Annotated in this window: 11 protein-coding genes; 3 read left to right on the forward strand and 8 right to left on the reverse strand. The window is 61.1% G+C overall.

What is annotated here, in order from left to right:
- Positions 1-7: 7 nt before the first annotated feature.
- From ABD833_RS18680 to ABD833_RS18695, 4 genes are all read right to left on the reverse strand, one after another.
- The gene (locus ABD833_RS18680) at positions 8-1,852 is read right to left on the reverse strand and encodes an alpha-amylase family glycosyl hydrolase (RefSeq protein ID WP_345075076.1); all 1,845 of its coding nucleotides are present in this window, start codon (positions 1,850-1,852) and stop codon (positions 8-10) included.
- A gap of 96 nt (positions 1,853-1,948) precedes the next feature.
- Positions 1,949-2,656, reverse strand: a complete 708-nt coding sequence (locus tag ABD833_RS18685; RefSeq protein ID WP_345075078.1) for an SDR family oxidoreductase — start codon at positions 2,654-2,656, stop codon at positions 1,949-1,951.
- Between the two features lie 60 nt (positions 2,657-2,716).
- The gene (locus ABD833_RS18690) at positions 2,717-3,094 is read right to left on the reverse strand and encodes a GxxExxY protein (protein WP_345075080.1); all 378 of its coding nucleotides are present in this window, start codon (positions 3,092-3,094) and stop codon (positions 2,717-2,719) included.
- Positions 3,095-3,151: 57 nt separating this feature from the next.
- On the reverse strand, positions 3,152-5,056 hold the full coding sequence (locus ABD833_RS18695) for a glycoside hydrolase family 13 protein (protein WP_345075082.1): 1,905 nt from the start codon (positions 5,054-5,056) through the stop codon (positions 3,152-3,154).
- Positions 5,057-5,486: 430 nt separating this feature from the next.
- Here ABD833_RS18695 and glgP point away from each other — a divergent pair, with 430 nt between their 5' ends.
- On the forward strand, positions 5,487-7,145 hold the full coding sequence (gene glgP, locus ABD833_RS18700; protein ID WP_345075084.1) for an alpha-glucan family phosphorylase: 1,659 nt from the start codon (positions 5,487-5,489) through the stop codon (positions 7,143-7,145).
- Positions 7,146-7,409: 264 nt separating this feature from the next.
- Here the strand turns inward: glgP and ABD833_RS18705 are convergent, their stop codons facing one another.
- Positions 7,410-7,988, reverse strand: a complete 579-nt coding sequence (locus tag ABD833_RS18705; RefSeq protein WP_345075085.1) for an arylesterase — start codon at positions 7,986-7,988, stop codon at positions 7,410-7,412.
- 357 nt (positions 7,989-8,345) lie between these two features.
- On the opposite strand from ABD833_RS18705, the gene ABD833_RS18710 reads away from it, so the two are divergent.
- Together ABD833_RS18710 and ABD833_RS18715 are read left to right on the forward strand one after the other, a co-directional pair.
- Positions 8,346-8,669, forward strand: coding sequence for a thioredoxin family protein (locus ABD833_RS18710; RefSeq protein ID WP_345075086.1), 324 nt, complete (start codon positions 8,346-8,348; stop codon positions 8,667-8,669).
- Positions 8,670-8,680: 11 nt separating this feature from the next.
- Complete coding sequence (locus tag ABD833_RS18715) at positions 8,681-8,923, forward strand: DUF6952 family protein (RefSeq protein WP_345075087.1); 243 nt, start codon at positions 8,681-8,683, stop codon at positions 8,921-8,923.
- 36 nt (positions 8,924-8,959) lie between these two features.
- On the opposite strand, the gene ABD833_RS18720 is transcribed toward ABD833_RS18715, so the two are convergent.
- From ABD833_RS18720 to crtD, 3 genes are all read right to left on the reverse strand, one after another.
- Complete coding sequence (locus ABD833_RS18720; protein WP_345075088.1) at positions 8,960-9,574, reverse strand: TetR/AcrR family transcriptional regulator; 615 nt, start codon at positions 9,572-9,574, stop codon at positions 8,960-8,962.
- 37 nt (positions 9,575-9,611) lie between these two features.
- The gene (locus ABD833_RS18725; RefSeq protein WP_345075089.1) at positions 9,612-10,301 is read right to left on the reverse strand and encodes a carotenoid biosynthesis protein; all 690 of its coding nucleotides are present in this window, start codon (positions 10,299-10,301) and stop codon (positions 9,612-9,614) included.
- Positions 10,302-10,451: 150 nt separating this feature from the next.
- On the reverse strand, positions 10,452-11,942 hold the full coding sequence (gene crtD, locus ABD833_RS18730; protein WP_345075090.1) for a 1-hydroxycarotenoid 3,4-desaturase CrtD: 1,491 nt from the start codon (positions 11,940-11,942) through the stop codon (positions 10,452-10,454).
- Positions 11,943-11,945 lie beyond the last annotated feature (3 nt).

Below are 11,945 nucleotides of genomic sequence, written 5' to 3' on the forward strand. Positions count from 1 at the left end.
AGCCAGGCTATTTCTTAGGGTTGATTTCGAACACGTAGGCGCTGAGCGGCGGCAGGGTGAGGGTCAGGTTTTCGGTGGCCGGAGCGTTGTTCAGCAGGTCGGTGTAGGTGTAGAACTTCGTGGGGTCGAGACCCATGATCGTCAGCGCCGACTTCGGAATTTCGATGGTGGGCTTCAGGGTTTTGTCCTTGCTGAAGTTGGCCACGACGAGCAGCTTCTGCTTGTCGGTGTAGCGCAGGTAGCTGTACACGATGCGCTGGTCGTACTGCTTGCCCAGGTTGTTGGCGTCCTGCAGCTCGTAGAACTTGCCGCGGCGAATGGCGTCGCTGCCGGCCGTGAGGTTGAGCAGGCGGGAGTAGAACTCGCGCAGCTGCTTCTGGCCGCCGTCGAGCTTGCCGCCGTCAAACTTGCCGCCGTTCATCCATTTCTGGTGCTCGGGCACGCCCCAGTAGTCGAAGATGGTGGTGCGGCCGTCGATGCCGCTGAAGCCTTCGCTGCCGTTGGCGGGCTCGCCCACCTCCTGGCCGAAGTAAATCATGACGGGCCCCGAAGCCAGCGTGGCCGACACCGTCATGGCCGGAATAGCGGTGCGGGCGTCGCCGGCGAAGTCCTTGGAGGCAATCCGCTGTTCGTCGTGGTTTTCCAGAAAGCGCAGCATCCGGGAGCCGAAGCCGCGGCTTTCTTCCTTCCACACCCTGGTGATATCCTCGGTGTTGCCGCCGCCGCTCATGAGGCGGCGCAGGCCGTCGTAGAGGCCTACTTTGTCGTAGAGGTAGTCGAACCGGCCTTTGTCGAGGTAGGTTTTATACTCCTTGGGGTTGTAGGCTTCGCCGATAAACACGATATCGGGCTTCACCTTTTTCACCTCCGGAATCACGTAGGCCCAGAACTCGACGGGCACCATTTCGGCCACGTCGCAGCGAAAGCCGTCCACGTCTTTCTGTGCCCAGTACACGAGGATGTCGCGCATCTTCACCCAGGTATCGGGCACGGGGCTGAAATAGGGTTTACGCTCGCTCTGGTAATCGACGCCGTAGTTGAGCTTCACGGTCTCGTACCAGTCGTCCACCTTCGGGGCTTCCGAGAACACGTCGTTGCCGGTGGCTTTGGCGGGGGTTTCATTGAACTTGCCATCTTCCCTGGGGCCCAGGGCCGCCGCCAACGGGTTGCCGGCTTTGGGTACCACCAGGGTTTTGCCGGGCAGGTAGTAGAAGTTGTTGTTGGGCGCGAAGGCCTTGGTCTTGTCGTCCTGACCACCCAGGTCGATGGTGCCGGCGGGCTTGGCGTTGGAAGCGTAGGACCGGGCTACGTGGTTGGGAATGAAGTCGATGATGACTTTCAGGCCATTGGCGTGGGTGCGCTTCACCAGGGCGTCGAACTCCTGCTTCCGGTTTTTCACGTCCACGGCCAGGTCGGGGGCAATGTCGTAGTAGTCGCGGATGGCGTAGGGCGAGCCGGCCCGGCCTTTCACCACGTCGGCATCGTCGGGGCCGGGGCCGCCGGCTTTGGAGTGGTCCGTCATGGTGGCGTGTTCGAGCACGCCGGTATACCACACGTGGCTCACGCCCAGCTTCTTGATGGCCTGCAGGGCCGTGTCGTTGATGTCGTTGAACTTGCCCACGCCGTTTTCGGTCACGGTGCCGTAGGGCTTGTTGGCCGCGACTTTGTTGCCGAACAGGCGGGTCATCATCTGGTAAATCACCAGCTTATGATCCTGGGGCACTTCGTCGGTGGTGTTGGGGTCCGCCAGGGAAAGGGATTCAGGCACGGCAGCAGGGGAACTTGAAAAAGGGTAAGCGAAAGATGCCAGGGCCAGGGTGGCCGCCGCGGCCGGCAGGAGCAGTTTTTTCATAATGACGGATAAGGTAGTGAGTTGCCCGTTACCAGTTGTCAGTTGCCGGTTTGTTTAGTGACCATAACCGGCAACTGGCAACTCGCAACCGGCACCTCAATACTCCTGGGTGAGGGGGTGAATCATGAGCTCATCGACGACCACGTGGGTTGGAGCTTCGAGGACGTAGCGCACGGCCTGGGCAATGTCGGCGGGCTTGAGGTGCGTTTTCTCGGCCTCCACGCGGCCCGGCTTCGAGTCGTTGAAGTAGGTATCGACGAGGCCGGGGTAGATGGTGCTGACCTTGACCCCGAACGAGCGGACTTCCTTGCGCAGGGTGCTCAGCACGGCATCCTGGGCGTATTTGCTGGATCCGTAGGCGGCTCCGTGCTGGAAGGTGCGCTTCGCTACGTCGGAAACAATACCGACGATGTGGCCGCCGTGCTGGGCTTTGAGGTGGGGCAGAATGGCTTTGCAGAGCAGAAAGGTGCCCTTCACGTTCACGGCAAACATCTGGTCCCAGTCGGCGGTGCTGAAGTGCTCGAGCAGGTTGAAGGAGCCTACGCCGGCGTTGCAGACCAGAATGTCGACGCGGCCGAAGTGGCGGATGGCTTCGTCGATAACGTGCTGGGCATCAGCTTCGTCGGCAACGTCGGCGGGTACGGCCAGGCCGGCGGTTTTGAGGGCTACTTCGGTCAGCTCATCGGCCGAGCGGGCCACGCAGACCACTTTGGCCCCCTGCATGGCCAGCAGCAGGGCAATGGCCCGCCCGATGCCGCGGCTGGCTCCGGTGACGATGGCGACTTTATCGGTTAGGTCCGTCATGGCTTTAGGTTTTCTCGCAGAGGTCCGCAGAGGGATGCGCAGAGGTAAAGGGAGGTAGCCCTATAGGCCGTTGGCAAGGCGGATGATGCCGTCCTTGACGTGTGGCGTGTTGAAGTTAATGAGTAGTCCCAGCTTCCGTTTTGATAATCGCAAATACGTCAGCAGTTGCTTATGATGAACATCCAGCAGTGCGTCTACCGACTTAATTTCGACAATTACTTTGTCTTCTACCAGCAAGTCAATCCGAAAACCCAGTTCCAGTTTCACTTCATCATAGTATGCTGGTAACCCCACTTGGCTGGCTACCAACAGCCCGCTCTTCCGAATTTCATAAGCCAGAGCAGCCTCATAGACCGACTCCAGTAACCCTGGTCCCAGGGCAGTATGAACCTTAAAAGCGGCTCCCCGCACCGCATACGCAATGTCATTTTCACTCATGTTATCCCTGCCTCTAACCTCTGCGCATGCCTCTGCGGACCTCTGCGAGAAAATAAACTACCGCTTCAGCTCCACCACCCAGGCCGTCCGCCCCGGAATCCGCAAAGTCTTCAGATCCGCCACCGCCGCGCCGGTTGTAATTTCAGTACCCCCCGAAAACCCGTTGAGCCGCTCAGCAAACCGGCTGGTTTCCACGGTTTTCTCCTCCTTGTTGGAGTTCATCATCACCATCACCGCTTCACCCTGGTCGTTGTAGCGGAAGTAGGTATACACGCCCTGGTCAGGAATGAACTGCATGAGCTTGCCGGAGTGCAGCACCGGGTGGGTTTTGCGGTAGTTGGCCAGCTTGCTCACGTAGCTGAAGGCTTCGGCCTCCTGCCCGGTGCGGGTGGTGAACAGGTTTTTCTGGTCGCCGGCGAAGCCGCCGGGGAAGTCCTCGCGCACCTTGCCGTCGGGGTTGCTGTAGTTCTTCATCAGCACCTCGGTGCCGTAGTAGAGCTGCGGGATGCCCCGGCAGGTCAGCAGCCAGGCCAGGCCCATCTTGTACTTGGCGAAGTCCTCGCCGATGACGGAGTAGTAGCGGCTCAGGTCGTGGTTGTCGAGGAAAAGTACGTTGCGCATGGGGTCCTGGTACATCCAGTCGGCCTGCAGCGTGTAGTAGATTTTGTTCACTCCCTCGGTCCAGCCCGCGTCGCGGGTCAGGGCTTCGTTGATGGCGTACTGGAGCTGGAAGTCAGTTACGCCGGGCAGGTTGGCCTTGAAGCCGTCCACGGTCGGGAAGATGTTCTGGGCGAAGTACGCCTGCTGGGCCGTGCCCTGCACCCAGGTTTCGCCAAACAGGCCAATCCGCGGGTACTCTGCCAGAATGGCCGCGCCCCAGTCCATCAGGAACTTGCGTTCGGAGTAGCCATACGTATCCACCCGGTAGCCGTCGAGGCCGGTGTTTTCCACCCACCAGATAAAGTTCTGGATGATGTAGTTGGAAACCAGCGGGTTGCTCTGGTTCAGGTCGGCCATGTGCTTGTCGAACCAGCCTTCGCCGAACTGCTTGCGGTCGTATTGCGACACGTAGGGGTCGTTGAAGGCGGCGTCGCGGAAGTTGCTGCGCGTGAAGTCGGACCATTGGTGAAACCAGTCTTTGGCCGGGGCATCCTGCACCAGGTAGCCCGAAGTGCCCATGTGGTTGAGCACCACGTCGTGAATCACCTTCAGGCCGCTGCGGTGCGCGTTCTGCACAAACTGCACGTACTCCTCGTTGGTGCCGTAGCGCTTGTCAACGTTGTAGAAGTCGGTGAGAGCGTAGCCGTGGTAGCTGGTTTTGGGCTCGTCGTTTTCCACGATGGGCGTGGGCCAGATGGCCGTTACGCCCAGCTCCCTGAGGTAGCCGAAGTGGTCCTGAATGCCTTTCAGGTCGCCGCCGTGGCGGCTGTACATGGAGTCGCGGGCCACGGCCGGGGCCCGCATGCCCTTGATGTTGTCGTTTTTCGGGTCGCCGTTGGCAAACCGGTCGGGCATGAGCAGGTACACGAAGTCGGCGCTGGTCACGCCCTGCACTTTCGTGGGGTCGTTCGGCGTGGTCCGGGCCCGCAGGTCGTACTGGTAAGTCAGCTTTTTCGCCCCGCGGAATTCCAGCGCCACCTTGCCGGGCTTGGCCGTGGGCGCGATGGTCAGGTTAACAATCAGGTAGTTCGGATTCTCCAGCTTCTGGGTGCCGTCCAGCGTCACGCCGGCGTAGCTCAGCGCAACGGTGCGGTTGCCGATGCCGGGGCCGTGTACCAGCAGCTGCAGCCTGGGGTTCTTCATGCCCACCCACCAGAAGGTGGGGTCGATGCGGGTGATGCCGGCGGCTTTGGCTGGTGCAGCAGTCAGCGGGGCCGCCGGGGCGCTGGCCGCCACCGCTTGGGCCGGGCCGGAAAGCAGGGCGCCGGCCGCCAGCAGGGACAAAATACGGAGTGGGTTCATAGACAGAATCAGATCAGCAGGGTAAGAGGACCGGCAAGGTAGCCGGAGCAGGCGGAGTGTGCAATAAAAAGGATAGCACCTGCTGCCAAAACTGCCAATACGCTTGTTTTTGCCCCAAATAAGCCTCACTACTCAGGCACTGCCCCGGCTTTTTGTTGCGTGATTTATTTAACATTGCCCCGCCCGGGCCAAAGAAATAGTCCGGGACCCGCAGCAAGGACCCCGGCCTCAGTTTTCGCCTGGTGGCGGAGAAGACGGTTTTCCGGGCTCCGGCGGCCGCAGGACCGCAGACCAAGGCGTCATCAGTGCAAACGTTTGCCCTGGATTTCCTGAAAGGAGCGCTTTTTTTTAGGCGGGATTGTGCGGAACTTGGGGCCCCGCAAAGCCGGAAACCGGCCCGTTGCCGCGGTTCACTTCCTTCTGAATTCTCATGTCTTTCCAGTTCCAACCCTACACTCCCGCCCCCGAATTTCAGGCGCAGGCCGCGTATTTCTCCATGGAATTCGCCCTGGATCAGGCCCTCAAAACCTACTCCGGCGGCCTGGGCTTCCTGGCCGGCTCGCACATGCGCTCGGCCTACGAGCTTAAGCAGAACCTGATCGGCATCGGCATGCTGTGGACCTACGGCTACTACGACCAGGGCCGCAACGAGGACCAGACCATGCGGGCCGACTTCCGCCACAAGGCCTACTCCTTCCTCGAAGATACCGGCCTGGTGTTCCCGGTTACCATCCACGGCGCCGACGTGCAGGTGAAGGCTATGTACCTGGCGCCCGACACGTTCGGCACGGCCCCGATGTTTTTCCTGACCACCGACCTGCCCGAAAACGACTACATCTCGCGCACCATCTCCCACCACCTCTACGATGCCGACACCGCGGCCCGGGTGGCCCAGTCCATCGTGCTGGGTACGGGTGGCGGCAAGCTGCTCGACCTGCTCGGCGTGCAGGTCGATACCTACCATCTGAATGAGGGCCACGGCCTGCCGCTGGCGTTTTACCTCTACGAAAAACACGGCCGCAAGCTGGCCGAAGTGCAGCAGCGCCTCGTGTTCACCACCCACACGCCCGAGCTGGCCGGCAACGAGGAGCACCCGATGAAGCTGCTCACCGACATGAGCTTCTTCGGCACCATTCCTGCCGACGAAATCCGGCGCGTGGCCCGCGTGGAGCACAACGACATCCTGAACTACACCCTCACGGCCCTGCGCTTCTCGCGGCAGTCCAACGCCGTATCGAAGGTGCACGGCATCGTAGCCAACCAGATGTGGGGGGCGCATGAGGGCATCTGCCCCATCATTCCGATTACCAACTCCCAGAACGGCACCTACTGGCGCGACAAGGCCCTGCACGAAGCCCTGGAAGCCAACGACGACACCGCCCTGAAGACCCGGAAGCGGGAGCTGAAGAAAGCCTTGTTCGACCTCGTGGCCGACCAGACCGGCACCCTGCTCGACCCGGATGCGCTGACGGTGGTATGGGCCCGGCGCTTTGCCGGCTACAAGCGCGCCGACCTGATTCTGCGCCACTTCGAGCGGTTCCAGGAGCTGGTGACCAACCAGGACCGCCCCGTGCAGGTCATCTGGGCCGGCAAGCCCTACCCGAAAGACTACGGCGCTATCGGCATGTTCAACGACATTATTCAGAAAACCAGGCAGTTCAAGACCTGTGCCGTGCTCACGGGCTACGAGCTGGCGCTGTCGGCGGCCCTGAAAAAGGGCTCGGATATCTGGCTCAACACGCCGCGCTTCCCCCGCGAGGCCTCCGGCACCAGCGGCATGACGGCCGCCATGAACGCCAGCCTGAGTCTGAGCATCCCCGACGGCTGGATTCCGGAGTTCGTGCGCCACGGCGAAAACGGCTTCCTGCTGCCCCTGGCCGAACTCAACGAGCATGAGCACGTGAAGGACGATATCGAAGCCACCGGCGTGCTGGACGTGCTGGAAAACGAAATTGTGCCGCTCTACTACGGCCAGCCCGCCCAGTTCCTGAGCGTGGCCAAAACCGCCATGCGCGAAGTCGAGCCCGAGTTCGAGTCGCACCGCATGGCCACCGAGTACTACGAGAAGATGTACACTTTGGGGTCTTAGGGTCTTAGGGTCTTAGGGTCTTAGAGTCTTGGGGACTTGGTTTTTTGTCGTTCTGTCATCCTGAGCCTGCGAAGGACCTGCCTCTGCCCAACCACTCCGGCATTTTTAAAAGAGCAAAGCCCTTTACCTGCACACGGTAAAGGGCTTTGCTTTTTTACAGACGGACTGTGGTCAGCAATGAGGAGGGTCCTTCGCTCCGCTCAGGATGACAGAGCGACAAAAAACCAAGCTCCCAAGCTCCCAAGCCCCCAAGCCCCCAGCGCCCTAAGCTCCCAGCACCCCACCCAGCACGGCCCACACGTTATCGGCCAGGATCTTCTGACCAGCGGCATTGGGATGCACGCCGTCGGGGAGGTTCAGCTCGCGGCGGCCCAGCACGCCCTGGAGCAGGAAGGGCACGAAGTCGAGGCTGTTTTTCTCGGCCAGCTCCCGGAACAGAGCTTTGAACTCGGCGGCGTAGCGGCCGTATTGGTGGCCGCCCAGAGCGCTCAGATCGAATGGAAACTCCAGCCCTACCAGCACGATGCGGGCCTTAGGATACTTCAGGCGGACCTGGTCGATGATGGCCTGCAGGTTCTGGGTGGTTTCGCGGACGGGAATGCCCCGCAGGCCGTCGTTGGCGCCCAGCTCCAGCACGAATACGTCGACTGCCTGCCGGGCCAGCACGCCGGCCACCCGCTGCCGGCCCCCGGCGGTGGTTTCGCCACTCACGCCGTAGTTGAAAGACTTGTAAGGCAGTTTCAGCGAGTCGATGCGGGCCTGAAGCAGGGTGGGAAAGGCGGCGCTGGCGGGCAGCTGGTAGCCGGCGGTGAGGCTGTTGCCGAAGAAAATGATGTGTTGCATACGAATGGGTAGGGGCAGCGCCGGGGCAGGAGCGCGGGCTTGCACCGCTTCGGAGCCACTGCCCGACTGACAGCCGGCGAGTACCGACAGGACAAGAACGAAACTGACAAACCGCATAGCTATCCGGAGGGTGATGAATCGGAGTGGTCCCCCATATACTGGGTCGGCTCCCTTCAGGTTAATCCGCCCCGTAAATCACGAATCCGGCCCGGTTTCCACCGGCAGGAAGGCCCCGAGAACAGGGAGAAGTTGGTACCCTGGCAAACTTTTTTGCCGGTTGAAGGGTTAGCTTTGCTGCCTGGTCAGGAACATCTTAGGCTGGTGGCTGCCGCTTTTTTTTACCAAAATTCCGTTTCCATGTCCGTCACGAAAGCAACCGACGCTGATTTTCAACAACTCCTCGAGTCTAATGAAAAGGTCGTAGTGAAGTACTACGCCGACTGGTGCGGCAACTGCCGCCTGTTTTCCCCCAAGTTCAAGCGCATGGCCGAGGCCGAGCACAACCAGGACGTGGCGTTTCTGGACGTGAACGCCGAAACCAGCCCCGCAGCCCGCAAGCTCGCCAACGTCACTACCCTGCCCTTCTTCGCCATTTTCCAGAATGGCCAGCTGCTCGATACGGTATCGGCCAGCAAGGAAGAAGCCGTGGCCGAGCTGATCGGCAAGCTTAGCCTCAACTAATTTCCGCGGTCATGAAAATCCCCGCCATTAAGCGCCTCGTGGAGTCGCAGACGCTGGCCAGCCTGCTCGAAGCCGAAGAAGCCCTGCTCGACGAGCGGCAGCCCGATTTCGAGGTGGAAGGCGAAGATGAGGGCGAAAAGCTCACCCACGTATTTGCCGCCATCTTCGTGCTGAACCACATCCAGGACCACGGCTCCGAATTCAAGGATGCCCTGCGCGAGTACACCAAAAAGGTGCGCGTATCGATCAGTTAAGCAACAAAAGAGGAGCCCGCCGGGCTCCTCTTTTGTTTACATGCGGGCGAAATAGGCCGAAGCGGCCTTGATGCCTTCGTCGGTGCAGAGGCCCCGGATATAGTACAGGTACACGCTGCGGAACACTTCGGCCACGTCGTAGCGGCTGGGCGGAAACACCTGCTCGTTGAGCACCATGTTGAGCTGCTCGATGATGATTTTACTCACTAAAGTGATGTTGATGTCGCCGCGCAGGAATTTCTGCACCACGCCATCGTTGAGCAGGCCGTGAATCTGGGGGTAGGAGTAGTCGTCCAGGTGCTGCATGCCCACGGCCCAGGCGGCGGGGTAGTGCTGAATCAGGTCGGAGAAATAGTCGGGCGATTTGACTTTGCGCAGGTCGCGGATGCCCAGCTCCAGCAGGCTCAGGATGCGGCCCACGGGGTCGGGCACGCGGGCAAACAGCTCGGTGTGCTCCCGCTTCTGCCGGGCAATGTCGTAGTGCATGATCTGCAGGGCCAGATCTTCCTTATCGCGAAACATTTCGCGGAACGTGGTGGGCGAAATGTCCAGGGTGGTCATGATCTGCTCCAGCGGCAGGTTGACAATACCTTTGGTCTGGAAAAGAAGCAGCGCCTCTTCCAGCAGCGTTTCACGTAACGTTTGATTCATAGTTGGTCGGTCAGAAGGCGGGCTCAGGCTCTCAAAGTTAGCGAATAAACCAGCTCAGGCCGAAGAAAAACAGCAGCTGCAGCAGGTAAACGAACGGCACCAGCGGATTGCGCTTCCCGAACTCGGTACGGTTGAAATAGACCTGCAGAATGAGCGCCACGGCAAACCAGCCTTTGAAGTTCTGCAGCGGAATCAGGTTGTACTGCCAGCTCCAGAAGTCGTAGTGGACGGCCACGGGCTCGATACAGACATCCATCCCGACCATCAGGACCGCCGCGGCCAGGGCCCGGATGAAGCCCGAAACGGGCAGATAGCGGGCCAGTATGCCCGTCATGTAGGTTAGCATCAGCCAGTTGAGGCCAATAATCAGGGGCACGCCCAGCCATTTGATGCCCAGAGTGGCGCCGTACTCGTACACGCCAAACAGCCGGCCGGTGCGAATACCCGCCACTTCCACAAAAAAGCCCACGGCCATCACCACCACGCAAAACACGGCGAACATGGTACTGCGGTCGGGCTGGAAAGCCAGCAGCAGCAGGGCCGTCAGCAGCAGGTTCAGCGGCACAAACTGCAGGTAGAAGGCCGGATCCTGGGAAAAGGCCAGCCCCAGAAATCCCGTGCCGTGGAACAGCAGCAGAATGCCCTGGGCCACGCGCAGACGACGGGTACTGGTATCGGGAAGCACCGGCGGCACGAGCAGGGGTTGAGTGGACTCGGTAAAGGACATCAAGGGGGAATTAATAATTAATAATTAAGAATTAATAATTAAGAACTGAGCGTCCGCAGGAGGCCAGGAGAGTTTGTCCTTGTTCTCTCACGGAATACGCGCACCCGATTCCTGACTGTTAATTCTTAATTCTTAATTCTTCATTACTAATTATTTAATCAGGTCGGCCACGATTTTGGCCGACAGCAGGCAGAGCGGAATGCCGCCGCCGGGGTGCACGCTGCCGCCGCAAAAGTACAGCCCTTCCAGCTGGCCCGAAAAGTTCGGGTGGCGCAGAAAAGCCGCCAGCGCATTGTTGGAGCTGCTGCCGTATAACGCCCCGCCAAAGGAGGAAGTGCGCTGCTCGATACCGCGCGGGTCCCAGACCTGCTCGGCCCGCAGCAGCGGCTCCACGGCCACCCCCAGCACCCGGCTCACTTTTTCCAGTACGGCCCGGCGGGTGGTTTGGATGAGCGCGTCCCAGTCCTGGCCTTCGTTGTGGGGCACATTGACCATCACGAACCAGTTTTCGTGACCGGCCGGCGCGTCCGGCGGGGTCTTCTTCGAGGTAATGTTCACGTACACCGTCGGGTCGGCGCTGACGGTTTTCTGCCCGAAGATAGCTGCGAACTCCTGGCGGTAATCCTGGGAGAAGAAGATATTGTGCAGACCCAGCTCCGGGAACTCGCGGGCCACGCCCCAGTAGAAAATCAGGGCCGACGAGGAGCGGGGCTGGCCCAGGGTGCGCTCGGGCGCGGGCTGGGTGGGCAGCAGGCGGCGGTAGGTGGGCACCACGTCCATGTTGCTCACCACCAACCCAAAGTCGTACCCGTCCTGGCCCGTGCGCAGGCCCGTTACGTGCTTGTCGGCCGTCAGGATTTCCAGCACCGGCTCACTATAGCGGAACTGCACCCCCAGCTCCTGGGCCAGCCCCACCAGGCTTTGGGCAATGCTATAGATGCCGCCCTCGGGATAGAATGCGCCGATGCCGTGCTCCAGGTGCGGAATCAGGCTGAGCGTGGCGGGCGCCTGGTAGGGGTCGGAGCCGTTGTAGGTGGCGAACCGGTCGAAGAGCTGCACGAGGCGCTCATCCCGGAAGGCGCTGGCGTGGCGCTGGTGCATGGTGCCCGTCAGGCCCAGGCCGGGCAGCGCGGCCACGGCCTTCAGCACGTCGGGGCTCAGGTAGGTGCTGGCTTTGTGCAGCGACTTGTGCAAAAAGGTGCTTTCGGTGGCGGCGTAGGCCCGGCCGCTGCGGCGCAGGAACGCCAGCACGTCGGCGGCCGGCGTGCCCAGCTTCTGCTCCACTTCGGTGGCAAACTGCTCCTCCCCCGCCCAGGCCGTCAGGCGGGTGCCGTCGGCGAAAAAGTACTGGGTGATGGGGTCGAGCCGCTCGTAGCGGAAGTGGTCCTGCGGGTTGCGCCCGGCCAGCCGGAACAGCTCATCGACCAGCGCCGGCAGCGTAAACAGCGACGGCCCGGCATCGAAGCGGTAGCCGCCGGGCAGCGTAAACTGGTGCATCTTGCCCCCGAACGTATCCTGGGCCTCGAAAACCGTGACGGCGTGGCCCTTCAGGGCCAGCCGTACGGCGGTGGCAATACCGGCAATACCAGCCCCGATGACGGCGGCGGGCTGTTTGGGGGCGGGGGTTCGTTTTTTGGTCACAGC

It is taken from the genome of Hymenobacter fastidiosus (assembly GCF_039539565.1).
In the GTDB taxonomy this organism is placed as follows: Bacteria; Bacteroidota; Bacteroidia; order Cytophagales; family Hymenobacteraceae; genus Hymenobacter; species Hymenobacter fastidiosus.